Annotated in this window: 29 protein-coding genes; 20 read left to right on the top strand and 9 right to left on the bottom strand. The window is 63.1% G+C overall.

Annotated elements, in window-relative coordinates; translation table 11 throughout:
- Window positions 1-40: 40 nt before the first annotated feature.
- Genes odhB through lpdA form a run of 7 tightly spaced genes read left to right on the top strand, consistent with a single transcriptional unit; the run spans window position 41 to window position 5,801 of the window.
- On the top strand, window positions 41-1,303 hold the full coding sequence (gene odhB / locus AC3WTO_RS11750) for a 2-oxoglutarate dehydrogenase complex dihydrolipoyllysine-residue succinyltransferase (protein ID WP_492460920.1): 1,263 nt from the start codon (window positions 41-43) through the stop codon (window positions 1,301-1,303).
- Window positions 1,304-1,363: 60 nt separating this feature from the next.
- Window positions 1,364-2,035 carry a DUF4241 domain-containing protein gene (locus AC3WTO_RS11745; protein ID WP_492461524.1) on the top strand — a complete coding sequence of 224 codons (672 nt, stop codon included), beginning with the start codon at window positions 1,364-1,366 and terminating at the stop codon, window positions 2,033-2,035.
- 21 nt (window positions 2,036-2,056) lie between these two features.
- Window positions 2,057-2,470, top strand: coding sequence for an MAPEG family protein (locus AC3WTO_RS11740; protein ID WP_492460919.1), 414 nt, complete (start codon window positions 2,057-2,059; stop codon window positions 2,468-2,470).
- Between the two features lie 16 nt (window positions 2,471-2,486).
- Window positions 2,487-3,128 carry a LysE family translocator gene (locus AC3WTO_RS11735; protein ID WP_492460918.1) on the top strand — a complete coding sequence of 214 codons (642 nt, stop codon included), beginning with the start codon at window positions 2,487-2,489 and terminating at the stop codon, window positions 3,126-3,128.
- A gap of 7 nt (window positions 3,129-3,135) precedes the next feature.
- Window positions 3,136-3,618, top strand: coding sequence for a hypothetical protein (locus tag AC3WTO_RS11730; RefSeq protein WP_492460917.1), 483 nt, complete (start codon window positions 3,136-3,138; stop codon window positions 3,616-3,618).
- Window positions 3,615-4,370, top strand: a complete 756-nt coding sequence (locus AC3WTO_RS11725; protein ID WP_492460916.1) for an SDR family oxidoreductase — start codon at window positions 3,615-3,617, stop codon at window positions 4,368-4,370. Before AC3WTO_RS11730 ends, AC3WTO_RS11725 begins: the two co-directional genes overlap by 4 nt.
- Window positions 4,371-4,394: 24 nt before the next feature.
- A complete protein-coding gene (gene lpdA, locus AC3WTO_RS11720; RefSeq protein ID WP_492460915.1) occupies window positions 4,395-5,801 on the top strand; it encodes a dihydrolipoyl dehydrogenase in 1,407 nt (468 codons plus the stop codon).
- A gap of 153 nt (window positions 5,802-5,954) precedes the next feature.
- Here the strand turns inward: lpdA and AC3WTO_RS11715 are convergent, their stop codons facing one another.
- Window positions 5,955-6,218 (bottom strand): hypothetical protein, encoded by a 264-nt coding sequence (locus tag AC3WTO_RS11715; protein WP_492460914.1) that lies wholly within the window; start codon window positions 6,216-6,218, stop codon window positions 5,955-5,957.
- 323 nt (window positions 6,219-6,541) lie between these two features.
- On the opposite strand from AC3WTO_RS11715, the gene AC3WTO_RS11710 reads away from it, so the two are divergent.
- Window positions 6,542-7,000: a DUF2867 domain-containing protein gene (locus tag AC3WTO_RS11710; protein WP_492460913.1), complete on the top strand. Its 459-nt coding sequence runs from the start codon at window positions 6,542-6,544 to the stop codon at window positions 6,998-7,000.
- 6 nt (window positions 7,001-7,006) lie between these two features.
- Here the strand turns inward: AC3WTO_RS11710 and AC3WTO_RS11705 are convergent, their stop codons facing one another.
- The gene (locus AC3WTO_RS11705; protein ID WP_492460912.1) at window positions 7,007-8,074 is read right to left on the bottom strand and encodes a TraB/GumN family protein; all 1,068 of its coding nucleotides are present in this window, start codon (window positions 8,072-8,074) and stop codon (window positions 7,007-7,009) included.
- 68 nt (window positions 8,075-8,142) lie between these two features.
- The gene (locus AC3WTO_RS11700) at window positions 8,143-9,081 is read right to left on the bottom strand and encodes a tyrosine recombinase XerC (protein ID WP_492460911.1); all 939 of its coding nucleotides are present in this window, start codon (window positions 9,079-9,081) and stop codon (window positions 8,143-8,145) included.
- 211 nt (window positions 9,082-9,292) lie between these two features.
- Here AC3WTO_RS11700 and rimM point away from each other — a divergent pair, with 211 nt between their 5' ends.
- On the top strand, window positions 9,293-9,913 hold the full coding sequence (gene rimM / locus AC3WTO_RS11695) for a ribosome maturation factor RimM (RefSeq protein ID WP_492460910.1): 621 nt from the start codon (window positions 9,293-9,295) through the stop codon (window positions 9,911-9,913).
- Window positions 9,910-10,614, top strand: a complete 705-nt coding sequence (trmD, locus tag AC3WTO_RS11690; RefSeq protein WP_492460909.1) for a tRNA (guanosine(37)-N1)-methyltransferase TrmD — start codon at window positions 9,910-9,912, stop codon at window positions 10,612-10,614. Before rimM ends, trmD begins: the two co-directional genes overlap by 4 nt.
- Here trmD and AC3WTO_RS11685 read toward each other — a convergent pair.
- Together AC3WTO_RS11685 and AC3WTO_RS11680 are read right to left on the bottom strand one after the other, a co-directional pair.
- Entirely contained in the window at window positions 10,611-11,363 is a 753-nt protein-coding gene (locus AC3WTO_RS11685) for a sulfite exporter TauE/SafE family protein (RefSeq protein WP_492460908.1), read from the bottom strand. The two genes, trmD and AC3WTO_RS11685, sit on opposite strands and share 4 nt — an antisense overlap.
- A 64-nt stretch (window positions 11,364-11,427) precedes the next feature.
- Window positions 11,428-12,327 (bottom strand): alpha/beta fold hydrolase, encoded by a 900-nt coding sequence (locus AC3WTO_RS11680; protein ID WP_492460907.1) that lies wholly within the window; start codon window positions 12,325-12,327, stop codon window positions 11,428-11,430.
- 276 nt (window positions 12,328-12,603) lie between these two features.
- Between AC3WTO_RS11680 and rplS the strand changes: the two genes are divergently transcribed.
- From rplS to AC3WTO_RS11660, 4 genes are all read left to right on the top strand, one after another.
- Entirely contained in the window at window positions 12,604-13,143 is a 540-nt protein-coding gene (rplS, locus tag AC3WTO_RS11675; protein WP_492460906.1) for a 50S ribosomal protein L19, read from the top strand.
- A gap of 164 nt (window positions 13,144-13,307) precedes the next feature.
- On the top strand, window positions 13,308-13,733 hold the full coding sequence (locus tag AC3WTO_RS11670; protein WP_492461523.1) for an organic hydroperoxide resistance protein: 426 nt from the start codon (window positions 13,308-13,310) through the stop codon (window positions 13,731-13,733).
- A complete protein-coding gene (locus AC3WTO_RS11665; protein WP_492460905.1) occupies window positions 13,730-14,242 on the top strand; it encodes a MarR family winged helix-turn-helix transcriptional regulator in 513 nt (170 codons plus the stop codon). The genes AC3WTO_RS11670 and AC3WTO_RS11665 overlap by 4 nt, the downstream gene beginning before the upstream one ends.
- 160 nt (window positions 14,243-14,402) lie before the next feature.
- Window positions 14,403-15,200: a transporter substrate-binding domain-containing protein gene (locus AC3WTO_RS11660; RefSeq protein WP_492460904.1), complete on the top strand. Its 798-nt coding sequence runs from the start codon at window positions 14,403-14,405 to the stop codon at window positions 15,198-15,200.
- 17 nt (window positions 15,201-15,217) lie between these two features.
- On the opposite strand, the gene AC3WTO_RS11655 is transcribed toward AC3WTO_RS11660, so the two are convergent.
- Entirely contained in the window at window positions 15,218-15,604 is a 387-nt protein-coding gene (locus AC3WTO_RS11655; protein WP_492460903.1) for a YybH family protein, read from the bottom strand.
- A 64-nt stretch (window positions 15,605-15,668) separates the two neighbouring features.
- Here AC3WTO_RS11655 and AC3WTO_RS11650 point away from each other — a divergent pair, with 64 nt between their 5' ends.
- From AC3WTO_RS11650 to AC3WTO_RS11640, 3 genes are all read left to right on the top strand, one after another.
- A complete protein-coding gene (locus AC3WTO_RS11650) occupies window positions 15,669-16,031 on the top strand; it encodes a winged helix-turn-helix transcriptional regulator (protein WP_492460902.1) in 363 nt (120 codons plus the stop codon).
- Window positions 16,028-16,846 carry an amino acid ABC transporter permease gene (locus AC3WTO_RS11645; RefSeq protein ID WP_492460901.1) on the top strand — a complete coding sequence of 273 codons (819 nt, stop codon included), beginning with the start codon at window positions 16,028-16,030 and terminating at the stop codon, window positions 16,844-16,846. The genes AC3WTO_RS11650 and AC3WTO_RS11645 overlap by 4 nt, the downstream gene beginning before the upstream one ends.
- A gap of 111 nt (window positions 16,847-16,957) precedes the next feature.
- Entirely contained in the window at window positions 16,958-17,593 is a 636-nt protein-coding gene (locus tag AC3WTO_RS11640; protein WP_492460900.1) for a class I SAM-dependent DNA methyltransferase, read from the top strand.
- Between the two features lie 23 nt (window positions 17,594-17,616).
- On the opposite strand, the gene AC3WTO_RS11635 is transcribed toward AC3WTO_RS11640, so the two are convergent.
- Entirely contained in the window at window positions 17,617-18,237 is a 621-nt protein-coding gene (locus tag AC3WTO_RS11635) for a DUF1287 domain-containing protein (protein ID WP_492460899.1), read from the bottom strand.
- A 170-nt stretch (window positions 18,238-18,407) separates the two neighbouring features.
- Here AC3WTO_RS11635 and AC3WTO_RS11630 point away from each other — a divergent pair, with 170 nt between their 5' ends.
- Both AC3WTO_RS11630 and leuC read left to right on the top strand, forming a co-directional pair.
- Entirely contained in the window at window positions 18,408-18,536 is a 129-nt protein-coding gene (locus AC3WTO_RS11630) for a hypothetical protein (RefSeq protein WP_492461562.1), read from the top strand.
- Window positions 18,537-18,608: 72 nt separating this feature from the next.
- A complete protein-coding gene (gene leuC / locus AC3WTO_RS11625; RefSeq protein WP_492460898.1) occupies window positions 18,609-20,018 on the top strand; it encodes a 3-isopropylmalate dehydratase large subunit in 1,410 nt (469 codons plus the stop codon).
- A 269-nt stretch (window positions 20,019-20,287) separates the two neighbouring features.
- On the opposite strand, the gene AC3WTO_RS11620 is transcribed toward leuC, so the two are convergent.
- Window positions 20,288-21,322, bottom strand: a complete 1,035-nt coding sequence (locus AC3WTO_RS11620) for an aspartate-semialdehyde dehydrogenase (RefSeq protein WP_144378619.1) — start codon at window positions 21,320-21,322, stop codon at window positions 20,288-20,290.
- 356 nt (window positions 21,323-21,678) lie between these two features.
- A complete protein-coding gene (locus AC3WTO_RS11615; RefSeq protein ID WP_492460897.1) occupies window positions 21,679-22,848 on the bottom strand; it encodes an NAD(P)/FAD-dependent oxidoreductase in 1,170 nt (389 codons plus the stop codon).
- Between the two features lie 158 nt (window positions 22,849-23,006).
- Here AC3WTO_RS11615 and AC3WTO_RS11610 point away from each other — a divergent pair, with 158 nt between their 5' ends.
- Complete coding sequence (locus AC3WTO_RS11610) at window positions 23,007-23,897, top strand: HpcH/HpaI aldolase/citrate lyase family protein (RefSeq protein WP_492460896.1); 891 nt, start codon at window positions 23,007-23,009, stop codon at window positions 23,895-23,897.
- Window positions 23,898-23,996: the final 99 nt, after the last annotated feature.

Below are 23,996 nucleotides of genomic sequence, written 5' to 3'. Positions count from 1 at the left end.
TCGAGCATACCGAACCCAACCGACAACAACGGACAGGCACATGGCTACCGAAATCAAAGTCCCGACACTCGGCGAGTCGGTCTCCGAAGCAACCATCGGCAAGTGGTTCAAGAAGGTCGGCGATGCCATTGCCGCCGACGAACCGCTGGTCGAGCTGGAAACCGACAAGGTGACGGTCGAAGTGCCGGCTCCCGCTGCCGGCACGCTGGTGGAGATCACCGTGAAGGAAGGCGAGACGGTCGGCGTCGGTGCCTTGCTCGGCACCATCGGTGCCGGTGCAGTCGCGCCGGCCACCAAGCCGGAGGCGGTTGCCCAGGCTTCGGCGCCCACTGCGGCCTCCACTGTCAAGGAAGCAGCCGCCCAGAGCAACCAGGTCGCCGGCGAAGGCCCGATCGAAGCGCGCACCATGCCGCCGGCGCCGAGCGCCGCCAAGCTGCTCGCCGAAAGCAACATCGCGGTCGACCAGGTGTCGGGTTCCGGCAAGCGTGGCCAGGTGCTGAAGGGCGATGTGCTAGATGCCATCGCCAAGGGTGCGCCGTCGCAGCCTGTTGAAACGCCGAAGGTGCCTGCCGCTCCGCGCGCGCCGTCCGCCGAAGGCGATGCGGTGCGCGAAGAGCGCGTGCGCATGACCAAGCTGCGCCAGACCATCGCGCGCCGCCTGAAGGATGCCCAGTCGACGGCCGCCATGCTCACCACCTTCAACGAGGTGGACATGAAGGCGGTGATGGACCTGCGCGCCAGGTACAAGGACATCTTCGAGAAGAAGCACGGCGTGAAGCTCGGCTTCATGGGCTTCTTCACCAAAGCGGTGACCCACGCGCTGAAGGAGATCCCGGCGGTCAATGCCGAGATCGACGGCACCGACATCATCTACAAGAACTACGCCCATATCGGCGTTGCCGTCGGCACCGACAAGGGCCTAGTCGTGCCGGTGGTGCGTGACGCGGACGCCATGTCGATCGCCGAGATCGAGAAGGAAATCGGCCGCCTCGGCATTGCCGCGCGTGACGGCAAGCTTTCGGTCGCCGACATGCAGGGCGGCACGTTCACGATTTCCAACGGCGGCGTTTACGGATCGCTGATGTCGACGCCGATCCTGAATGCGCCGCAGTCGGGTATCCTCGGCATGCACAAGATCCAGGAGCGTCCGATGGTGGTCGGCGGGCAGATCGTCATCCGTCCGATGATGTATCTGGCGCTCTCCTACGACCACCGCATCGTCGACGGCAAGGAAGCCGTTACCTTCCTGGTGCGCGTCAAGGAAAGCCTCGAGGATCCGGAACGCCTCGTCCTGGATCTTTAAGGCGAGCTCTCGTTGGGCAGGCTTGCTGCAATACTGGCGGTTGGCCTTGCCTCGACAGGGATGGCGAAGGCTGCTCCCTCTACGCCAGCCAATGCCGAGGTCGTCTCGCTCTCGGCTGACGAACTCGGCAGGCGCGAGATCAAGCGGACCGATATCGGCACGCTTGATCTGCCGACGGGAGAGATCATTGCCTGCGATCCGCTGGTGACCGGTCCCGAGTGGCCGGCACTGGTTCGCAAGGTCAAGCCCGGCAGATATCCGGTGACGCTGTACGAAGCACAGGGCAGGGTAGGGCTGGCGGTGTTGCGGCTGGCGCCTGGAAAGCCCTCCCGCTGGGAGATGGCGGTGGTGCCCGGCCAGGACGTCTCGACGCTCAAGGAAGGCGAGATCTTCGGCTATCCCGTCGACGCCGGCCTCGGCTCCTTCATGGACAAGACGGCAATGCCCCTGCTGACGCAGGCGCAGACCGGACTGGGCAACGACAAGAACTACTATGATGATGTCCTGGCCGCCGAATTTCAGCCCAATGCCGACCGTTTCGTCATGCATCAGCCCGTCGCCGGCAATCCCCTCAACGTCGCCATGTTCTGGAGCGGATGGGGTGACGGCTTTTACGCTTCTTATTGGGGGCTTGACGCACAGGGAGAACCGCTGGTGTTGATGACCGACTTCGGCGTCATCGAGAATGCCGACGCTCGCCAGGGCGAAAGCCCGCTCAAGAACCTGCAATGAGCATCGGACTGGGGATTGGAAATGGAAATCTCGGCCGCATCCGCTGAAATCACCGTGCTCGGCTGGAGTGTCGTCTTCCTGGTGATTCATATTCTGGTCCAGGCCCTGTCGCTCGACCTTTCGAGCGACCTCGGCCTGAGATATCTGCTCGGCCCGCGTGATCAGCCGAAGGAGACTGGAAATGTCCTGCCCGGCCGACTGAAACGCGCCCTCAACAACCTGCTGGAGACCTACCCGGCCTTTGTCGCCATGGCACTGGCCCTCGCCGTCACCGGCAAGACCGGCGGCCTTGGTGCCAGTGGCGCATGGCTCTGGTTTGCGGCGCGCATCGTGTATGTAGTCCTCTACGCGGCCGGCGTACCGGTGCTGCGCACACTGGTCTGGTTTGTCTCCATCCTCGGCCTTGCGCTGATGGTGGTCAGGCTGATGGCCTAACAAGGGGCACCGATCGATGCTTTACGTCTATGAGTTTCTCGGCCTGATGGCAGTCTTTTCGGTGCTGGTGATCTCTCCGGGCGCCGATTTCCTGCTGGTGGTGCGCCAGAGCCTCGTGCATGGCCGGCGCGCGGCCATTGTCACCAGCTTCGGCATTGGTGCCTCGCTTCTGTTCCACATCGGCTACACCATCCTCGGCATCGGCATCATCGTCGCCCAGTCGCTGTTCCTGTTCGGCCTGCTGAAATGGGCGGGTGCCGCCTATCTGGTCTATCTCGGCTGGAAGTCGCTGCGTGCCGACGCTTTCGAGATGCCGGATGAAAAGGCGGCTGCGCAAACCACGCAGGCCGCGCCGCCTTCCACGCTGCGCCTGTTCCTGCTCGGCTTCGCCACCAATGCGCTGAACCCCAAGCCGGTGCTGTTCTTCCTGTCGCTGTTCACGGCCCTGGTCAGCCACGATACGCCGGCGTCGGTCCAGGCCATCTACGGCCTGCTGATGGCAGCGACGCTGATCCTGTGGTTTGTCGGCGTCTCGACCTTCTTCACGGTCACCTCCGTCCGCGAACGCTTCGTCGCCTGGGGCCGCTGGTTCAATCGGGTCACCGGCGTGATCTTCATCGGGCTCGGCATCCGCTTGGCGACGCAGCAGGCGAATTGAGCATCCTATGAGACTGCCATTCCTCATCTCTTCCCTGGCCTTGCTCTGCGTCTCGCCTGCGCTGGCCGCCTGCCCGGTCGAGCTGGCCGTATATGGCGAACGCGAGCAGGTGGCGGAGATCGATTTCCGGCCGACCATGGGCTCGGCCACGACCACGAACAGCTTCAAGATGCTGCTGGGCAAGGATCTCGTGCTCGACGGCGTGGTGTTGTGGAGCAGCGATACGGCGCGGCCGCACGGTACCCTGATGCATCAGTGCCCGGAAGGCGATGTCACCGGCGAAGAGTTGGCCGCCTGCACCGTCTGGGAAGGCGTGGTCTACACGGCGGATGCCGCCGGCACGGTCGACCTCCTGCCCAACGAGCACAAGGATGCGCCCGGCACATTGATCTTCCCGGATCTCGCCGGGCAACTCGGCCGCTCCGCCATCAAGGACAAACTGCCCAAATTGCCCTGGGATGCCTTTGCGTTGAAGGGATGCCAGGAATGACCGCTTTCGGAAAGACATTGCTTGTCACTGGTGGCAGCCGCGGCATCGGCGCTGCCGTCTGCCGGCTGGCAGCCGGAGCCGGTTATCGTGTCGCGGTGAACTATGCTTCGAATGAAGCCGCGGCTGAGACGCTCGTGGCCGAAATCAAGGCCGCTGGCGGCGAGGCTTTTGCCATCAGGGGCGATGTCGGCAACGAGGCCGACGTGATCGCGATGTTTGTAGCCGTCGACAGGACATTCGGCGGGCTCGATGCCTTCGTCAACAATGCCGGCGTCGTCGACCGTAAGGCGCGCGTCGATGAGATGAGTGTCGAACGGCTGGAGCGCATGATGCGCATCAACGTCGTCGGCTCGATCCTGTGCGCCCGCGAGGCGGTCAGGCGCATGTCGACGCTGCGCGGCGGCACGGGCGGCGTGATCGTCAACCTTTCCTCGGCTGCGGCGACGCTGGGTTCGCCCGGCGAATATGTCGACTATGCCGCCTCCAAGGGCGCCATCGATACCTTCACCATCGGACTTGCCCGTGAAGTGGCCAATGAAGGTGTCCGCGTCAATGCCGTGCGCCCAGGCATCATCGACACCGAAATCCATGCCTCCGGCGGCCAGCCGGGACGGGTCGCGGCAATCCGCGACACCGTGCCGATGAAACGCGAAGGCAAGGCCGAAGAAGTCGCCCACGCCGTGCTCTGGCTTTTGTCGGACGCGGCATCATATACGACGGGCTCCATTGTGAACGTAAGCGGCGGCCGCTGACCGCCAGGCAGGAAGGACAAGATCATGGCTTATGACGTCGTCGTTATCGGATCTGGCCCCGGCGGCTATGTCTGCGCCATCAAGGCTGCGCAGCTTGGCCTGAAGACGGCCGTGGTCGAAAAGCGCGAGACCTATGGCGGCACCTGCCTCAACATCGGCTGTATTCCCTCCAAGGCGCTGCTGCATGCCTCCGAAATGCTGGCCGAAGCGCAGCATTCCTTCGACACGCTCGGCGTCGAGGTCGGCACGCCGAAGCTCAATCTGAAGAAGATGCTGGCGCACAAGGACGCGACCGTCGCCTCCAACGTCAACGGCGTCGCCTTCCTGTTCAAGAAGAACAAGATCGATGCCTTCCGCGGCACCGGCAAGGTGGTCGCCGCCGGCAAGGTCTCCGTCACCGGCGAAGACGGCAAGGTCCAGGAGATCGAGGCGAAGAACATCGTCATCGCCACTGGCTCGGACGTTGCCGGCATCCCGGGCGTTAAGGTCGATATCGACGAGAAGGTGATCGTTTCCTCTACCGGCGCGCTGTCGCTGGAGAAGGTGCCCGGTCACCTCGTCGTGGTCGGCGGCGGCGTCATCGGGCTGGAGCTTGGTTCGGTCTGGTCACGCCTGGGCGCCAAGGTCACGGTGGTCGAATATCTCGACAACATCCTCGGCGGCATGGATGGCGAAGTCTCCAAGCAGTTCCAGCGCATGCTGGCCAAGCAGGGCTTCGACTTCAAGCTCGGCGCCAAGGTGACGGCTGTCGCCAAAGCCAAGAAGGGTGCGTCCGTGACCTTCGAGCCGGTCAAGGGCGGCGCTGCCGAAACCATCGAAGCCGATGCGGTGCTGATCGCCACCGGGCGCCGGCCCTACACCGATGCGCTCGGCCTCAAGGAAGCCGGCGTGGACGTGGACGAGCGCGGCCGGGTGAAGACCGACGGGCACCTGCGCACCAACGTGCCAGGCATCTATGCGATCGGCGACGTGGTGGCAGGCCCGATGCTGGCGCACAAGGCCGAGGACGAAGGCGTCGCGGTGGCTGAGACCATCGCCGGCCAGGCCGGCCATGTGAACTACGACGTCATTCCGGGCGTCGTCTACACCAGCCCCGAGGTTGCCTCCGTCGGCAAGACCGAGGAAGAGCTGAAGAAGGCGGGGATCGACTACAAGGTCGGGAAATTCCCGTTCACGGCCAATGGCCGCGCGCGCGCCATGCTGCACACCGACGGCTTTGTGAAGATCCTGGCCGACAAGGCGACCGATCGCGTGCTCGGCGTGCATATCCTGGGCTTCGGCGCCGGCGAGATGATCCATGAGGCGACCGTGCTGATGGAATTCGGCGGCTCCTCGGAAGATCTCGCCCGCACCTGCCACGCGCACCCGACGATGTCGGAAGCGGTCAAGGAGGCAGCGCTCGCCACCTTCTTCAAGCCAATCCATCTCTAGATGGCTGGGGGCGGCGCTCCGTCGCGCCGCTCTCGCTCCTTGTTTTGACGCAATTCCGGCCGGAAAACCGCTATGCGCTTTCCCTGGAATTGCTCCGGCAAACGAAAAACGGCCCGCCGAAAGGCGGGCCGTTTTGTTTCATGACACTGCCGGTTATTGGGCCGGAGCAGCTGGAGCCGGTGTGGCCGGGGCAGGCTCTGCAGGCTTCGCCGGTTCGGCAGGCTTGGCCGGTTCGGCGGCAGGTGCTGCCGGGGCCGGTGTGCTGGCCGCCGGAGCTTCGGCCGGAGCCGGATGCTCACCGCCGCTGCGGCCGAAGACGAAATACGCGACGACGGCCAGAACGACGATAACGAGTGCGATCAGCCAGCCGCTGCCGCCACCACCAGAGCTTGGAGAGCTGTTGGATGAATCCGCCATGGAAGTCCTCCTGGGAGAAAGTTATCAATCAACGCCAATCGACGCGCAACGCGTGATTGTGTGTTGAATCTAGAAGCCGCAAGGCGTCAAAACAACGACAGTGGCGCTAAAATCAACAAATCGCCCAGCTTTTTTGCCTTTCGGCAGGGTAAAATCGAGAGATCGAAATCTATAGCCGGCTTTTTACTGATGAAAACCGTGACGCCGGCACCAGTCCTGGTTCCACGACAGCGACATTTGGTCAGCTGATTCTATGGCTGCGATGGCGCTAGAATGAAATTGCTCGGGACCCTTCGGAACCGGAGCAACAGGAGATGGCTGACATGCACAATCTCTCCGGACATCAAAGCATCCTGCCCGCGGCGCAGTTCTTCGACCGCTATTCGATCGAAGTCGACGGCCAGAACCTCGACGCGCGCACCGCGGCGGAACGTGTCATGCTGCGTCGGCCCGGCTGGATCCGCTGGCTGATGGCATTGCGCAACCTCATGGTCCAGCCATTCGGTCTGAAGGCGGGGCCTACCGACATCCCGGCCGGTCAGGAACAGATCGGTTTCTTTCCCTTGATCGACGAAAGCCCGTCAACCGTTGTTCTGGGCCTGGACGACCGGCATCTCGATTTCCGGCTTCTGGTCGAAGTGGACGAGCTCGGCGGCGGCCGGCAGTCGATCAGCGCCACGACTTTCGTTGCCACGCACAATCTGCTCGGCCGTGCTTACCTGGCGATCGTCATGCCGTTCCATCGCGTCATCGTGCCGGCGATGCTGTCGCGAGTTGCCTGAGAGCCGTCAGTTGACGGCAGTGACGGTATATCCCGCCTTGCGGAAATGCTCGACCAGCCCGTCCGCCCCGGGCAGATGCAACGCACCGACTGCCATGAAGGCGTTTCCCTTGGCCATGACCGGCAGCGCACGTTCGGCCATGGTCTTGTTTCGGTTGGTGATCATGGCCTGTTCGAAGGCCGCATAGCCTTCCGCGTCTTCCGCTGCTTCCGGAAGCGCCACCCGAAACAGCGGCCAGATCATGCCGATGTCACCGCGCTGGTAGAGCACGATCATCGTTTCAGACACATCGTTGATCTTGTCGCCCAGCTTGAGCGTCTCCAGCAATCCCTTGACGTGCTGTTCCATCGGCAGCGAAGCCATGGCACGCAATTGATCTGCGGCTGTCTCCAGCCCTTGTAGGTCCTTGCCCGCTGCCTTCGCCCGTTCCGCCAGATTGACGTCGAGCACCGGCTTTCCTTCATTCTTGCGCGCCATTTCACAGGCCGGCAGCGAAACCATCGCCGACAGCATCCAGGGTTTCATCTTGGCGACGGAAGCCGAAGGAATGCCGCGCGCACCCAGGCCTTTGTCCAGCGCCTTGACGTCGTCCGGCGACAGGAACGTGCCGAGGCTCTTGCCGTCGGTAAACATCATCAGCTCCGGCTCCTTGGCCAGCGCTGCCATCATCCTACCCTGGTCGAGCACGTCGGTGGTTTCGATGATCACGGTCTGGGAGTCGTCGAAGGCCTTTTGCGCAAGCGGTGGCAGGGTCACCACGCGCGGGTCGGTCATGTGCATGGTACCGAACAGCCAGGACGGCTTCTCGCCGGCCTTCTCCAGCTTCCACAGCAGGCCCTTGCCGTTGGGCACCGCTGCCGCTTCCTTTTCGATCGCGGCATAGGCCGCCGGATCGCTCTTCTGCAGCCCGGCAACCATATCGGCCCCGCTGCAGGCTATCGCCTCTGCATGCGCACGGCTGGAAGCGAGCAGCGCCACCACCACGAAAGACAGGAACAGAAGCAGGTTGAGTGCCGCAAGCAGCTTCAGCGACAGATGCGCGAAACGGTCGACTTTTGTCAGGGCAATGTTCATGGCGACTGTTCTAGGCGCCAAAGGCGGCAAAACGGTTAACCGGGCGATGAAAATTGCTTCGAACAGTCTCAGGCGCGAGGGTGCGCCGCCTCGTAGATGTCGAGCAATCGCGCTGTATCAACGGCGGTATAGATCTGGGTCGTCGACAGGCTGGCATGCCCAAGCAGTTCCTGGATGGTGCGCAGATCGCCACCACGCCCCAGCAGATGTGTCGCGAAGGAATGGCGCAGCGCGTGCGGCGTCGCGGTCTCCGGCAGGTTCAATGCCGAGCGCAGCTTCACCATCTCGCGCTGGATGATGGCGGCATTGAGCGGTCCGCCGCGAGCACCGCGAAACAACGGTCCATCGGCGCCGAGATGATAAGGAGAGAGCCTGCGGTATTCGGCAACCGCCTGGAACGCCACCGGCAGCACCGGCACCAGCCTGACCTTGCCGCCCTTGCCGTTGACGCGCAATACGGTCTCCGACGCATGCGCAAGATCTCCACCGGTCAGCCCAAGCGCTTCGGAAATGCGCAGACCCGACCCGTAGAGCAAGGTAAGGACGGCCGCATTGCGCGCGGCGATCCAGGGCTCCTCCGCCATTTGCTCGCCGGTCGAAACGACCCGGCGCGCATCGGCCGCCGTAAGCGGTTTGGGCAGCGACTTCGGCTGTTTCGGCGCGCGCAGCGCCACGGCGCCAGCGGCATTTGCCAGCCCGCGCCGTTCCAGGAACCGCAGCAGCGAGCGCACACCGGCAAGCCCGCGTCCCAAGGTGCGGGCGCCCGCACCTTGGTTGCGGCGCTGGGCAAGAAAGCCGCGCAGGTCTGCAGGGCGCAGGGCGGCGATGTCGGCGATGCCAGCCGGACCGCCGACATGGCCGGTCAGGAATTGCAGGAACTGACGCGTATCGCGCTCATAGGCGTCCACCGTCAGCACCGACAGCCGGCGCTCACCGGCCAACGCCTTCAACCAGCTTTCGCGGGCGGCCTGAAGGTCCGGCTTGGCGGCGATGAGGAATTCCTGCATTGGCAGAGCGAGTCCCGTTGACTAGAGCAATTCCAGGAAAAGTGCGTAGCGGTTTTCCGTCCGGAATTGCGTAAACACAAAAGATTAGAGCATTGCAGGCGATTCTGTTTTCGCCGGAAATGCTCTAGAACACCTGACAGACTCCCCATTGGGAGGCGGTGCTGCGGACCAGCATTTGCCTTTCAGGTTACCAAGCGATGAAGCGCGGCCGATGAGCAAACCGAAAAATCCTGTCCAGATGGCCGTGATCGGCGCTCCACACGGCATCAAGGGCGAGCTGCGCGTGAAAACCTTCACCGGCGATCCATTGGCGCTCGCCGACTATGGTCCGCTTTATTCGAAGGACGGCCGGGCCTTGGAGATCCTTGATATCCGTCCTGCCGGCAACGTCGTCGTGGTGCGCTTCAAGAGCGTCAGCGATCGCACCGCGGCCGAGGCGCTGACCAATGTTGAACTGTTCATCGACCGCTCGGCCCTGCCCGACGACGGCGACGACGACGAATTCTACCATACCGACCTGATGGGCCTCGCTGTGAAGGACGATACCGGGGCAACCATCGGAAAAATCGTATCGGTGCAGAATTTCGGTGGCGGCGACATCCTCGACCTCACGCTTGGGTCTCGCAAGGGCGTGCTCATCCCGTTCACCCAGGCAGCTGTGCCCGAGGTTTCAGTTTCCGGTGGCTTCGTGCGCATCGATCCGGTCGCGGCCGGCCTTGTCGACGATGAAGACGGCGATGGCGAGCCCGACGATGAGACGGCACCCGGCCGTGACGGCTTCGATGCCAAAAAGCGGCCGCGCGGTCCGAAGGACGCCGGAGGCAACCGGTGAGCTTTTCGGCTTCCGTCCTGACGCTCTATCCGGAGATGTTTCCCGGCGCGCTCGGCCTCTCGCTGGCCGGCCGGGCGATGGAACGTGGCGACTGGTCTCTGCAGCCGATCCAGATCCGTGACTTCGCTTTCGACAGGCACCGCACCGTCGATGATTCCCCGGCCGGTGGCGGCGCCGGCATGGTGATGCGCGCCGACGTGCTGGCACGTGCCATCGATCATGCCGCACCTGACGGCGATCCCCGCCCGAAACTGCTGATGAGCCCACGCGGCAAGCCGCTGACGCAGGCGCGCGTGCGCGAACTGGCGGCGGGGCCGGGCGTCGTCATCCTATGCGGCCGCTTCGAAGGCGTCGACCAGCGTGTGATCGAAGCGCGCGAGTTGGAAGAGGTTTCGATCGGTGATTTCATTCTGTCTGGCGGCGAACCGGCAGCGCTGGTTGTGCTCGACGCGGTCGTTCGGCTCCTGCCCGGCGTCATGGGCAATGAACGTTCCGGCGAGGAAGAGAGCTTCGAGAACGGCCTGCTCGAACATCCGCACTATACGCGGCCGCAGGAGTTCGAGGGTCGGCCCATCCCTGACGTGCTGGTTTCGGGAAACCACGCCAGGATCGCGGCATGGCGGCACGAACAGGCCGAAAAGCTGACGGCAGAACGACGGCCGGATCTGTTGGCCGGAAACTTTAGCCGCGAGCGTGGCTAGGCTTTCAGGAAGTAATATGCCGCCAGGAACAATCCCACCGCGATGACGAAGCCGCGCACCGCGTTCTGCGGCACGCGCTTGGCAATCCAGACGCCAACATAACCGCCGACCGCGACCGCCGGGATCATGACGATCGCCTGCGGCCAGGACACCACGCCGCCCGACACGAAGATCAGGATCGCGACCGCGGCAATGACGATGGAGAACATGTTCTTCAGCGCATTGAGGCGGTGGTAGTCGCCGCTCTGGGTCAGGCCCAGCGTGGCCAGCATCATCACGCCCATGCCGGCGCCGAAAAAGCCGCCATAGATGGCAGTGGCGAACTGCATGAGGGCGCCCGGCACGGTGCCGACCGCGGCCGGCTGGCCCGGTTTCGGCTTCGGCTTCAGCCACGGGCCGGCGGCAAACAGCGCGGTTGCCGCGATCAGCAGCCAGGGCACCATGATGCGGAAGGACGGGTTATCGAGCGCGAGCAGGAGCAGTGCGCCGCCGAGCGCGCCGATGGCCGATACGATGCAGAGCAGCAGGGCGCTGCGCCAGATGGCGCGGATGTCGCTCCAGTAAGCCAGCGTCGACGTGATGTAGCCCGGAAACTGCGTGATCGACGATGTTGCATTGGCCGAGATCGGCGGAATGCCCAGAACGCTCATCGCCCCGAAAGTGAGGAAAGTGCCGCCACCGGCAACGGCGTTGACGATGCCGGACAGCAGGCCGGCAGCAAAGAGAATGGCGGCGTCGATGAACGTCAAGGCTGTCCCTGTCGCGAGCATGTCATGCAGGTTTAGGGACGTCTCGACCGCTGCGCAAGCAAACTCAGGCCTTGCTCATCAGCTCCAGCAACGCTTCTGCCGTCGCTTTCGGTGCCTCCTGCGGAATGTTGTGCCCGACACCCGGCAGGATCCGGCGTTCGAACGGACCGGAGAATTGATGGCCATCCTCCTCATCAGGTGGACCGACGCCGTCGTCGGCACCACACAGCGAGATTGTCGGCACCGAAATCAGCGGCTGCCTCTCCAGCCGGTCCTCGATCGCCTGCAACTCGGGATCGCCGGGCGCATAGCCAAAGCGATGCCGATAGGAGTGGATGACGATGTCGACGAAATCGGGATTGTGAAAAGACGCTGCGGTGCTTGCGAAATCATCGTCGCTGAAGTTCCAGGTCGGCGACCACAGCTTCCACAACAGCCGGGTCAGCGCTTCGCGGTTTTCAGTCAGTCCGCGCACGCCGCGCGCCGAATGGAAATAGTACTGATACCAGTAGCGATACTCGTCCTTGGGCGACGCCGGCTTCACCGATGCCGGGATGTTCTGGATGTTGTAGCCATCACCGGTTACCAGGCAGCGTGCCCGCTCCGGCCACAGCGCGGCAACGATGCAGGCGGCGCGACCGCCCCAGTCATAGCCGGCCAGTGCGGCTTTTTCGATCGACAGCGCATCCATCAGGTCGATGAGATCCTGTCCGAGCCCGGCTTGCTGGCCCGAACGCATCGAACCTTCAGAGCGGAAGCGTGTCGACCCGTAACCGCGCAGATAGGGCACGATGATGCGATGCCCATGCGCCGCCAGCAGGGGCCAGACGGCATCATAGGCGTGCGGATCGTAGGGAAAGCCATGCAGCAGGATGATCGGGGCGCCGTTTGGCCCGCCGTGCTCTTCATAGGCGATGTCGAGCAGTGCGGTACGCGCGAAACGGATGGGACTGGGTTCGGTCATGGGTAGAGCTTCCCTTTGGGCCGTCTTTTTGGCATTGTGAGAGAGCTCAACCAACCAGCCACGGTAAAAAATACCGTTGGACAGGTGACAAACGCGCGAAATAGCGCTATGTGCCGCGCCGAACCGGACAAGCATCGTCCGGACCCGTCAACAATGGCGGTGTAGTCGCCCCTGCTGGACATCCTCGGATGGAAGGCATAACCGAGCGGTCATGCAGACTGCAAGGCAAGTGCAGGGCGCTCTGGCTGTCGGAAGAACAAGAAGTGGATTTTTGAGATGGATATTCTCCGTCAGCTCGAGGCCGAACAGGCCGCCAAGATCGAAGCCAAGCGCAAGCTGCCCGAATTCCAGCCCGGCGACACCGTGCGCGTCCAGGTGCGCGTCACCGAAGGCTCCCGCACCCGCGTTCAGGCCTATGAGGGCGTCGTGATTGCCCGCTCCGGCTCCGGCTTCCAGGAAAATTTCACCGTCCGCAAGATTTCCTACGGCGAAGGCGTGGAACGCGTGTTCCCGGTCTACTCGCCGATGGTCGAAGCGGTCGAGATCGTCCGTCGCGGTAAGGTCCGCCGCGCTAAGCTCTATTACCTGCGCGATCGTCGCGGCAAGTCGGCTCGTATCTCCGAGAACACCGGCGTGCGCGCCCGCAAGCTGAACGACGAGGAGCGCGAAGCGCTCGCCGCCGAGAAGGCCCGCATCGAAGCTGAGAAGGTTGCTGCTGCCGAGGCGCTGGCCGCCGAGAAGGCAGCTCAGGAAGCCGCCGAGAAGAAGGCCGCCGCCGAGGCCGCTGCTGCTGCGGAAACCGCGGCTGCCGAATAATATCTTCGGCTGATATCGATTTTGAAAAAGGCGGCTTGGGCCGCCTTTTTCATTTCCAGTTTCGCCAGCGCCATCGACGCGATGACAACCGGAGAGGAAAACAAACAAGCGAGTTGACTCTATTTATTTTGTACACTAATAATTTGCACACAAATCAAATGGAGATGACGATGTCTGCTTTGTATTCCACCGAAGCCCGTGCCGTTGGCGGCCGCGCCGGTCATGTGAAGTCCGCTGACGGCCTGCTCAACCTCGACCTCGCCATGCCGAAGGAGTTGGGCGGCAAGGGCGGCGCCACCAATCCGGAGCAGCTCTTCGCTGCCGGCTATTCCGCCTGCTTCGAAAGCGCCATGCGTTTCATTGCCGGCAAGCAGAAGCTGCCGCTGGCGGATGCCGCGGTGACAGCGAAGATCGACCTTTTGCCGAACGGCGAGGGCGGCTTCCGGCTCGGCGCTGAACTCATCGCCGAAACCAAGGGCCTGGATCAGGCTGCGGCCGAGGCGCTGGTTGCCGCGGCGCATAAGGTCTGCCCTTATTCCAATGCGCTCAAGGGCAATGTAGACGTCGCTCTTTCGGTGAAGGCTGGATGACCCTTTCGAACACGACCACGGAAGAAATTGCTGCGAGCCGGGTGCAGACGCCCCGGCTCGACCGGCAGTTGTGCTTCGCGCTCTATTCGGCCAGCGGGCTGATGACCAAGCTCTACCGCCCGCTGCTGGCGCCGCTTGGGCTGACCTATCCGCAATATCTCACCATGCTGGCTTTGTGGGAAAAAGCACCGCGCACGGTCGGCGAACTGGGCGACACGCTCGGTCTCGACCCGGCCACGCTGACGCCACTGCTCAAGCGCATGGAAGTGGGCGGGTTGATCAGCCGCCGCCGTGACCCTGCCGACGAGCGGCGCGTTCTGGTGCAGCCAACAGCAGAGGGCGAAGCGCTGCGCGCCGCGGCCAGCGGTATCCAGGAGGCTCTTGGCTGCCAGCTGCCCCTCGAACCGACGGAACTGGGCAAGCTGCGCGACACGTTGAATGGACTGGTCAGCCAGTTGCGGGCTGTAGAAGCCCGGGCCGCAGCGGTCGAACAGGGCGGTGAAGGATAATTCGTCCCGGATTCCGCTTCTTTCCGGTATCGAATTCCAGTTTCTTCGTCCCAGCTGCAGCACCGCAGCTTGCAAGGTTATGCCGGAACGCTAATGTCGGCGATCTTTTTCGACCGTCGACGGAATTCCCGCGCGGTCCGTGTTCCTCGGGGGAAGTCTCATGATCCGATCGAAACTCGTGCTGGCCGCGATTGCTGCCTGCCTTCTCGCGCCGATTGCGGCCGCCGCCCAGACCTTGCCGGACCTCGCCGGCAAGAAGGTCGTGGTAGTGACGGAAAACGCCTACCCGCCGCTGCAGTTCGTCGATCCCAAGTCGGGCAAGCAGATCGGCTGGGAATATGACTTCATGAACGAAATCGCCAAGCGGCTGAACTTTAAGGTCGAATACCAGAACACCTCCTGGGATGCGATGATCCAGTCCGTTGCCGACAAGCAGTATGACATCGGCATGACCGGCATCACCATCAATGACGAGCGCAAGGCCAAGGTTGATTTCTCCGACCCTTACATGCGCAACGAACAGTTCATGCTGGTGCGTGGCGATGAGAGCCGCTTCAATGACGCCAAGAGCTTCGGTGCCTTCAAGGACGGTCTGATCGGCGCACAGCCGGGCACCTCGCCCTTCTACACCGCGGTCTATTCGGTGCTGGACGGCAATGAGCAGAACCCGCGCATCAAGCTGTTCGAAACCTTCGGCGCTACCGTTCAGGCGCTGAAATCAGGCGACGTCGATGTCGTGCTCACCGATTCCACAGCCGGCAAGGGTTATGTCGACGCCTCGGAAGGCAAGCTGAAGCTTGTCGGCGGCGCGCTCGGCACCGAGGATTTTGGGTTCATCTTCGCCAAGGGCTCCGATCTGGTGAAACCGGTCAATGAGGCGATCGCCGCCATCAAGGCCGACGGCACCATCGACGCCCTGAACAAGAAATGGTTCCTCGACTACAAGGTTGGCCAGTAGGCAATCGCTTGATGGGATCAGCCGGCGGCGTACTGACTGGCGCCGGCATGATCGACCACATAAAGCCACGAGCCATCAGCCTGCCTGCGAATGATTTCGGCAGTGAAGCCGGAATAGAAGACGATGCCTTTGTCATCGGTCAGCGTGAAATCGGCGCGCAGCAGCGCCAGATCGCCATGTTCCACGCAGAAGGTGTTGTTCGACACCATCGTGCCGGGCAATTCGATGAGCTTCTGCAATTCTGTCGCGATCGCTGCGCTACCAGAGAGACGTCTCCCACTCGCATCGACCAGCAACTGCGCGTCGTCTTCGTAGAGCGAGAGCAGTTCGGCAAGATTTCCGATGTTGCGGGCCGCCGCAAAAGCTCCATTCATCTCAGCCGGCTGATAGACTTTTCTTGACATTGGCTTTCTCCTGTTTCGAGAACAGAACCATGTCGTCTCAGAACTATCCAAATGGGAACCCAACATGACCGAACCGGCGATGGCCGAAGCCAGCCTGGAAACGCCTGCACCACGACGACCGCATCTGTGCCCGGTCGAGGATTGGCTGGCCTTCCTCGGTCATCGCTGGAACGCGCTGGTCCTGTGGCACCTGTCCGCTGGCGCCAAGCGGCACGGCGAGTTGATGGCCTGCCTGCCCGGCATCACCGCAAAAGTGCTGTCGGAACGGCTGGACGGCCTGATGCAGCGGGGACTGATCGAACGTGATGCGGTCTCGACCTTCCCGCGCGGTGTCGTCTATTCACTTTCCGACGGTGGCCGTCAGGTCGTTGCCATTCTCGACCGCTTCGAGGCACTGCCTTGCTCCTTTGGCGAGCCGCGACATTGATCCCGTCCGCATCCGGCAAGCAGGCCAAGGAATTTCCCTGGTGGCTCGCGGTAGCTGCCACCATCGCGGTGATCGCGGCCTTTGCGATCGCCACCAGCGACGTCTACGCCCAGGTTTTCGCCACCGTCGCGCAAGGCATCGGCATCACCATCTTCGTCGCGCTGGTTGCATTCCTGCTGGCGGCAACGATCGGCCTTGGCATCGCGCTGATGGGACTGTCGGGATCGATCTGGCTGCGGCAGGCCGCACGCTTCTATGTCGAGATCATGCGCGGCATCCCGGTTTTGGTGCTTCTGTTCTGGATCGCCTTCGCCGGCGTGCCCGCTTTTGTCGCAGGCTGGAACTTCATCACCTTGCCGTTGCAGCAGGCCGGCTACATGGACGCACTGCTGGTGCGCGAAGTTTCACTGCTGTGGCGTGCCATCATCGCGCTTGCCTTCGGTTATTCGCCCTTCATCGCAGAAATCTTTCGAGCCGGTATCCAGTCGGTCGACATTGGCCAGGTCGAGGCTGCCAAGGCGCTCGGCTTGAGCCGCGGGCAGCGTTTCAGGTTCATCGTCATGCCGCAGGCGATCAGGGTCATCCTGCCCCCGCTTGGCAACGACTTCATCGCCATCACCAAGGATTCCTCACTGGTCTCGGTGCTTGGCGTCGCCGACATAACCCAGATGGGCAAGATCTACGCGTCCGGTTCCTTCCGCTTCTTCGAGACCTATTCCATCGTCGCCTACATCTACCTGACCCTCACCGTCAGCCTGTCGCTGGCGCTCAGAGCCCTGGAACAACGCATGCGGCGAAGCCAGCGCCAGGGCTGACACCCTCGTGGAGCCTTTCCGCGTTTCCGTGAAAACGGCAACGCTCCACGGTTGACGCCAGCACGGTTCGCTTCCACGCTGGCCCGAAGCTTGACTGCAGGGAGAGACGCGATGGGTAGCGACAAGGCGCATGCGGCGCTGGACTCCGTCTATGGCGCTGGTTCACCTGATGCCCTCGATGCTGCCTATGCCGCCTGGGCGGCGAGCTATGACCGGGAAACCGCTTCGCTCGGCTATCTGCTGCCTTTCCTGATCACCGCCTGGGTGACGCGTTATGTGGCGGCGGGCGAAGGCCCGTTGCTCGACGCCGGCTGCGGCACCGGTCTCACCGGCCCGCAGCTCAGGGCGCTCGGCTATTCCGATCTTGCCGGGCTCGACCTCTCTGATGAAATGCTCCAGGTCGCAGCCGGGCGGCAGACCTATGGCGAACTGAAAAAGGCGATGCTCGGCGGCCCGCTGCCTTGGCCGGACCGGCATTTCCGCGCTTTCTTCTCAACCGGTGTCTTCACCATCGGTCACGCGCCGGCCTCCGGCTTGCATGAACTGGTGCGCATCACGAAAGCCGGTGGCCATGCCATCTTCACCGTGCGCGACCAGGTGTTCGAAACCGGCGGGTTCCGCCAGGTTTTCATCGAACTGGAACAGGCCGGCAAATGGCGGCCGCTCGAAGAGAGCCCGTGGTTCCGCTGCTACGCCGTTGCCGACCCCGACGCTCAGGTGAAGGCTCTCGTGTTCGAGGTCCTCTGACGCCAGTGGCGAGTTGAAGCGCCTCACGCCTCTGGCGCAAAACGGAAGTGGCCGACGATGCGGAAGGCGAACAGCGTATCCTCAACCTTGGCGCCGGCGCCGATGTTATGCACCACCAGCGGCCGCTGGCCATCCGATGCCATCTTGCCGGTGACGATGGCGATGTGGGGCAAATTGCCGGGCAGCCGCTGGGTGACAAGATCGCCCGGCTGATAGGCGGCCGCATCATCGGCAACCTCCAGCGCCGCGCCCTTCCGCTTGAAGAAGGTTTCGAGGTTGGGGACGCGGCGATGATCGATGTTGCGATCCGGCCGCTTGCGGCCCCAGATCTTCGGATAGGCGCTAAACGCCGCTTGCATGTCCTTGTTGACCAGGCGCTGCAGGTCGACTTTGAACGCCTTGCGGTAGGCGCGCACCACTACATCCGTGCATACGCCACGCTCCGCAGGAACATCACCGCCAGGATAATCGAGCTGCACATAGGCCGGGTCATAGATGACCGTCACGCCGACCTGACCGAGCGCCGCATCGACCAGCCGCATGGTCCATGGCTGCGATTGCTGAGCGGCCAAGACCGGACGTGGCAAAAGCATTGGACCGGCAGCCAGCGCCAGGGATTTCAGGACGGTTCGGCGGTCGACCATGCAGGGCCCCTCGTTTCGCCCCCAAGGCAATCGAGCTTTCAGGCATATTTGCGACCAGCGCAGCGGTCCGAAGATCGGAACCGATTTTCGGAAAGTGCAGAAGTCCTTTGCGTGTCCGAACGGACGCGCGCCTCCAAGCGGCGCAATTGCCGAAAAGCCAAAAGATTGCTATGGCAACAGTGATGGAAGAGCTTTTCGGCGATCCGGCCTACAAGGGCTTCGTGCTGCAGGACAAGAAACGCCTGCCCGCGCGCTTCTTCGCCCGCATTTCCGGCGCGCTGACCAGCCGACTTAGCTGACGGCCGACTGCGCCCCATTCCGGCCGGCGCATCTCCGCATCTTCCTTGCATCACATCGACGGATTTACGCACATGAGCGCACCGCGCACCCTCTACGACAAGATTTTCGACGAACACGTGGTCGACCGCCAGGACGACGGCACCTGCCTGCTCTGGATCGACCGCCACCTCGTGCATGAGGTGACCAGCCCGCAGGCTTTCGAGGGCCTACGCATGGCCGGCCGCAAGGTTCGTCACCCGGAAAAGACCCTCGCCGTCGTCGACCACAACGTGCCGACCTCGCCGGACCGCGTGAACGGCATCAAGAACGAGGAAAGCCGCATCCAGGTCGAGGCCTTGGCCAAGAACGCCGCCGACTTCGGGGTCGAGTATTATTCCGAGAAGGATCGCCGCCAGGGCATCGTTCACATCATCGGCCCCGAGCAGGGGTTCACCCTGCCGGGCATGACCATCGTCTGCGGCGATAGCCACACCTCCACCCATGGTGCTTTCGGCGCCCTGGCGCATGGTATCGGCACCTCGGAAGTCGAGCACGTGCTCGCCACCCAGACGCTGATCCAGAAGAAGGCCAAGAACATGCTGGTGCGTGTCGACGGCCAGCTGCCGGAGGGTGTCACCGCCAAGGACATCATTCTCGCCATCATCGGCGAGATCGGCACCGCCGGCGGCACCGGCTATGTCATCGAATATGCCGGCGAGGCGATCCGCGCGCTGTCGATGGAAGGCCGCATGACCATCTGCAACATGTCGATCGAAGGTGGCGCCCGCGCCGGCCTGATCGCCCCGGACGAGACTACCTTCGCTTACGTGAAGGACAAGCCGCGTGCGCCGCAGGGCGAAGCCTGGGACATGGCCCTCGACTACTGGAAGACGCTGCAGTCGGACGAAGGCGCCCATTACGACAAGGTCGTGGTGCTCGATGCCGGCAAGCTGCCGCCCATCGTCACCTGGGGCTCTTCGCCCGAGGACGTGACCTCGGTGCTCGGCGTCGTGCCAAACCCCGACGAGATCGCCGACGAGAACAAGCGCAACTCCAAGAAGCGCGCGCTTGAGTATATGGGCCTCGAACCCGGCACCAAGATCACCGACATCAAGCTCGACCGCGTCTTCATTGGCTCCTGCACCAACGGCCGCATCGAGGATCTGCGCGCCGTCGCCGCCGTCGCCAAGGGCAAGAAGGTCGCCGCGACCGTCAACGCCATGATCGTACCGGGCTCCGGTCTGGTGAAGGAGCAGGCCGAGGCCGAAGGCCTCGACAAGATCTTCATCGAAGCCGGCTTCGACTGGCGCGAACCGGGCTGCTCGATGTGCCTGGCCATGAACGACGACCGCCTCAAGCCGCATGAGCGCTGCGCTTCGACCTCGAACCGCAATTTCGAGGGTCGCCAGGGCTTCAAGGGCCGTACGCATCTGGTGTCGCCAGCCATGGCCGCCGCCGCCGCGATCGCCGGCCACTTCGTCGACATCCGCGACTGGAACTGATTGTAGAGCGATCTTCCTCACAACTAAAAAAGGCCTCGGCGGGAAACCTGCCGGGGCCTTTTTCTTTGAGATTTTTCAACCACAGACTAAGCCCGCGACTGCGGGCCGCCGGTCATCCGGCGCCCCCCGCGGAGGGCCAGCCGCCGACAGGCGGCGGTACGGCCCGTGAGCGGAACAATGGCAGATGACCGCAAGCACGACCGTGCGTCGCGCCTCGTGGCGCGCCCCGTCCGGAGCGAGCCGCGAAGCGGCGACAGCGTGAGGACGAATTAAGCCGCCTTCTTCTTCGGCTGGATCAGGCCGCGCTCAACCAGCAGCTCGGCGATCTGCACGGCGTTGAGGGCAGCGCCCTTGCGCAGGTTGTCGGAGACGATCCACATGTTGAGGGCGTTGTCGAGCGTCGAATCCTCGCGGATGCGCGAGATGTAGGTTGCGTCTTCACCAGCGGACTCGATCGGCGTGATGTAGCCGCCGTCCTCGCGCTTGTCGATGACCAGGCAGCCCGGCGCCTCGCGCAGGATGTCGCGCGCCTCGTCGGCCGTGATCGGCTTCTCGAACTCGACATTAACCGCTTCCGAGTGACCGATGAACACCGGCACGCGCACGCAGGTGGCCGTCAGCTTGATCTTGGGGTCGAGCATCTTCTTGGTCTCGGCCACCATCTTCCACTCTTCCTTCGTGGAGCCGTCTTCCATGAACACGTCGATGTGCGGGATGACGTTGAAGGCGATGCGCTTGGTGAACTTCTTGGCCTCGACCGGGTCGGCCACGAAGACGGCGCGCGTCTGCGTGAACAGCTCGTCCATGCCTTCCTTGCCGGCACCCGACACCGACTGGTAGGTCGCAACGACGATGCGCTTGATGGTCGCCGCGTCATGCAGCGGCTTCAGCGCCACCACCAACTGCGCGGTCGAGCAGTTCGGATTGGCGATGATGTTCTTCTTGGAGAAGCCCTCGATCGCGTCCGGGTTCACTTCGGGGACGATCAGCGGCACTTCCGGGTCGTAGCGGAACGCCGACGAATTATCGATGACGACACAGCCCTGCTTGCCGATCCTGGGCGACCATTCCTTGGAAACGTTGCCGCCGGCCGACATGACGGCGATGTCGGTGTCGGAGAAGTCGTAACCTTCCAGCGCCTTCACCTTCAGCGTCTTGTCGCCGAAGGACACTTCGGTGCCCTGGCTGCGCCGCGAGGCGAGCGCGACGACTTCACTGACCGGGAAGCCGCGTTCTTCCAGAATGTTGAGCATTTCGCGGCCCACATTGCCCGTGGCGCCGACTACCGCAACCTTGAAACCCATAGAAAAATTCTCCTGTCGCTCTCCGCTCGTTCTGCTTGGAGAAACCCGCCGGCCACCGCGGGTCTCGCCTCCCTCGGGCCAGACCCGGGGAGAGGGCGAGAAGGCCAAGGGAGATCAAACCGTGGTGACGGTAGTTTTTTTGGCCATAGTTTTGGTCGAGGACAGGAGCGCACGCTGCCGGCCGCCCGCAACCATGTTGCCATGGCCGGGGAAGTCGAATGCGAAAAGAGCCATAATAAGGCCGCGCATGAAGACGTTCCTGTTCGGTGCCGGCTTTTACGCCGATTGCGCAAAGAGTCAATCGTGGTATGGGCACGGCGAAACGCCAACGACGAAGTTCGGCTGGGCTGTGGCGGTCAGATCACGTTGAGCTCGCGGAACGGCCGGCCTTCCGCCACGCGGGCATAACCGAAAGCCGAACAGTCGATGCTGCGGTAGCCGCCATGCATGATCAGCTCGGCCAGCGCCTTGCCGACCGCCGGCGCCTGCTGCAGGCCATGACCGGAGAAGCCGTTGGCGAAGATGAAGTTCTTCACCTCGGGATGCGGGCCGATCACCGCGTTCTGGTCGAGCGTGTTGTAGTCGTAGTGGCCAGCCCAGGCGCGCGTCATCTTGATCGCTTCGAAGGCAGGGATGCGGGTGGCCAGCACCGGCCAGATCGTTTCCTCGAACAGGGACCAGTCGGGCTCGAAATCGGTCGGATCGGCGGCAAGTTCGCCGTCTTCCGGCTCGGCGCCGCCGGTGATGTAGACCGAACCTTCCGGGCGCACATAGATGCCGCTCGGATCGACCAGCAGCGGCAGGTCTTCGTAGCGCTCGCGCGCCTCGAACACGAACACCGAGCGCTTGCGCGGTTCGACCGGCAGGTCGAGCCCGGCCATCGCCGAAACCTTGCCGGCATTGGGGCCGGCGGCGTTGACGACGATGCCGGCCTGCAGCGTCTCGCCATTGTCCAGCGCCACCGACTGGATCGTGTCGCCGTCACGGGCAATGGCTGTGACGGAAGCGGTGATCAGGTCGACCGACTTGCTGCGCAGCGCCTTACGGAACAGCTGCAGATAGGCATGGGCGTCGAACCAGCCCTCGCCGGAGCGGCCGTAGGCGCCGGCCGTGATGCCTTCAGCCGACAGCCAGGCAAAACGGCGGGTCAGCGCCTCCGCGTCCTCAAGCACGATATCGGCGCCCTCTGCCACCTGTACGTCGTGGTTGGCCTTCAGGATCGGCAGGCCGTTCTCGCCGGCCAGGATCAGGTAGCCGCCCTCGCGGAAGCCGATATCGGCATCCTCGCCGAATTCTTCCTTGATCCTCCGGAACAATTTCAAGGTGAACTGCGAAAGGCGGATGTTTTCCGGGATCGAGAACTGCTGGCGAATGGAGGCGCAGGACAGCGTCGTCGCGGCATGGGCGAATTGCGGGTCGCGTTCGACCAGCGCGATCGAGCCGGAGAAGCCTTCCTCGCGCATATAATAGGCAACCGAGGCGCCAACGATGGCTCCGCCGATGATCACGATGTCGTATTGCGCCATGAGGTCCGTTCCGGATTGGATGAGCGAGCAGCGAATGGTGAGTAGCAAATAGGGCCGGCTTTGGGTCCGACGATGAGCCTCATACTACTCTACTTCCCTGTTCGCTATTCGCTATTCACTCTCTTGCAAGGGCCAGCTTTGGCGGGCAAGAAGACCAGATGGCTGAAAATCCCTACCGTCCGCGCCGCTCCGTTCTCTACATTCCCGCTGCGAACGAGCGCGCGCTTGCCAAGCTCCCGAGCCTTGCCTGCGACGCCGTCATCATCGACCTGGAGGACGCCGTGGCGTCCGGTGAAAAGGCCTCGGCGCGCGACAGGCTCGCGACGATCTTCGCCAATCGCCCGCAACGGCGCTGTGAAATGGTGGTGCGCATCAACCGCTTCGGTGGTGAAGGCGGCCCGGAAGACCTTGCCGCCGCGCTTGCCTGCCAGCCCGACGCCATCCTGCTGCCAAAGATCGACACGCCGCGCGACATCCTGGAGGCCGGCGATGCCCTCGACGAAGCCGATACGCCCGACGAGGTGAAACTTTGGGCGATGATCGAGACGCCCAAAGCGCTGATCAACATCGCGGCCATCGCCGAGCTCGGCCGCGACCCCGCATCGCGGCTCAGCTGCCTGGTTGCCGGCACCAACGACCTGATCAAGGAAACCGGCGTTCTGGCGACCGCGGACCGGCGCTATCTGATGCCCTGGCTGATGCAGATGGTGCTCGCCGCACGCGCCGGCGGCATTGCCTTGCTCGACGGGGTCTTCAACGATTTCCGCAATTCGGACGGTTTCGTGCGTGAATGCGCGGATTCCGCCGGTATGGGGTTCGACGGCAAGACGCTGATCCATCCGGCACAGATCGAGGCGGCGAATGCCGCTTTCTCACCCTCTGAACAGGCTCTTGCGGAAGCCAGGGCCATCGTCGCGGCTTTTGCCGAGCCCGGCAACGCCGGCAAGGGCGTGATCGCCCTGCATGGCCGGATGGTGGAACGTCTCCACTTGGTCCAGGCTCAGAAATTGCTGGCGAAAGCTGCTAGAGCAATTCCAGGAAAAGTGTAACGGTTTTCCGTCCGGAATTGCGTAAAACAAAATGCTAGAGCGTTTCCGTAAAAACGGAAACGCTCTAGCATCGGCGCATGATCGGGCAGCCGTTTTAAG

The sequence above is a fragment of the Mesorhizobium sp. EU05-FHT14A09 genome (genome assembly GCF_058790995.1).
Note: the sequence above shows the minus strand (reverse complement) of the source record. Positions and strands in the feature narration are given on the sequence as shown.

Coding starts and splice junctions, on each gene's coding strand:
- odhB (WP_492460920.1), top strand. CDS start 41: ATGGCTACCGAAATCAAAGTCCCGACACTCGGCGAGTCGGTCTCCGAA.
- AC3WTO_RS11745 (WP_492461524.1), top strand. CDS start 1,364: ATGGCGAAGGCTGCTCCCTCTACGCCAGCCAATGCCGAGGTCGTCTCG.
- AC3WTO_RS11740 (WP_492460919.1), top strand. CDS start 2,057: ATGGAAATCTCGGCCGCATCCGCTGAAATCACCGTGCTCGGCTGGAGT.
- AC3WTO_RS11735 (WP_492460918.1), top strand. CDS start 2,487: ATGCTTTACGTCTATGAGTTTCTCGGCCTGATGGCAGTCTTTTCGGTG.
- AC3WTO_RS11730 (WP_492460917.1), top strand. CDS start 3,136: ATGAGACTGCCATTCCTCATCTCTTCCCTGGCCTTGCTCTGCGTCTCG.
- AC3WTO_RS11725 (WP_492460916.1), top strand. CDS start 3,615: ATGACCGCTTTCGGAAAGACATTGCTTGTCACTGGTGGCAGCCGCGGC.
- lpdA (WP_492460915.1), top strand. CDS start 4,395: ATGGCTTATGACGTCGTCGTTATCGGATCTGGCCCCGGCGGCTATGTC.
- AC3WTO_RS11715 (WP_492460914.1), bottom strand. CDS start 6,218: ATGGCGGATTCATCCAACAGCTCTCCAAGCTCTGGTGGTGGCGGCAGC.
- AC3WTO_RS11710 (WP_492460913.1), top strand. CDS start 6,542: ATGCACAATCTCTCCGGACATCAAAGCATCCTGCCCGCGGCGCAGTTC.
- AC3WTO_RS11705 (WP_492460912.1), bottom strand. CDS start 8,074: ATGAACATTGCCCTGACAAAAGTCGACCGTTTCGCGCATCTGTCGCTG.
- AC3WTO_RS11700 (WP_492460911.1), bottom strand. CDS start 9,081: ATGCAGGAATTCCTCATCGCCGCCAAGCCGGACCTTCAGGCCGCCCGC.
- rimM (WP_492460910.1), top strand. CDS start 9,293: ATGAGCAAACCGAAAAATCCTGTCCAGATGGCCGTGATCGGCGCTCCA.
- AC3WTO_RS11680 (WP_492460907.1), bottom strand. CDS start 12,327: ATGACCGAACCCAGTCCCATCCGTTTCGCGCGTACCGCACTGCTCGAC.
- rplS (WP_492460906.1), top strand. CDS start 12,604: ATGGATATTCTCCGTCAGCTCGAGGCCGAACAGGCCGCCAAGATCGAA.
- AC3WTO_RS11670 (WP_492461523.1), top strand. CDS start 13,308: ATGACGATGTCTGCTTTGTATTCCACCGAAGCCCGTGCCGTTGGCGGC.
- AC3WTO_RS11665 (WP_492460905.1), top strand. CDS start 13,730: ATGACCCTTTCGAACACGACCACGGAAGAAATTGCTGCGAGCCGGGTG.
- AC3WTO_RS11660 (WP_492460904.1), top strand. CDS start 14,403: ATGATCCGATCGAAACTCGTGCTGGCCGCGATTGCTGCCTGCCTTCTC.
- AC3WTO_RS11655 (WP_492460903.1), bottom strand. CDS start 15,604: ATGTCAAGAAAAGTCTATCAGCCGGCTGAGATGAATGGAGCTTTTGCG.
- AC3WTO_RS11650 (WP_492460902.1), top strand. CDS start 15,669: ATGACCGAACCGGCGATGGCCGAAGCCAGCCTGGAAACGCCTGCACCA.
- AC3WTO_RS11640 (WP_492460900.1), top strand. CDS start 16,958: ATGGGTAGCGACAAGGCGCATGCGGCGCTGGACTCCGTCTATGGCGCT.
- AC3WTO_RS11635 (WP_492460899.1), bottom strand. CDS start 18,237: ATGGTCGACCGCCGAACCGTCCTGAAATCCCTGGCGCTGGCTGCCGGT.
- AC3WTO_RS11630 (WP_492461562.1), top strand. CDS start 18,408: ATGGCAACAGTGATGGAAGAGCTTTTCGGCGATCCGGCCTACAAGGGC.
- leuC (WP_492460898.1), top strand. CDS start 18,609: ATGAGCGCACCGCGCACCCTCTACGACAAGATTTTCGACGAACACGTG.
- AC3WTO_RS11620 (WP_144378619.1), bottom strand. CDS start 21,322: ATGGGTTTCAAGGTTGCGGTAGTCGGCGCCACGGGCAATGTGGGCCGC.
- AC3WTO_RS11615 (WP_492460897.1), bottom strand. CDS start 22,848: ATGGCGCAATACGACATCGTGATCATCGGCGGAGCCATCGTTGGCGCC.
- AC3WTO_RS11610 (WP_492460896.1), top strand. CDS start 23,007: ATGGCTGAAAATCCCTACCGTCCGCGCCGCTCCGTTCTCTACATTCCC.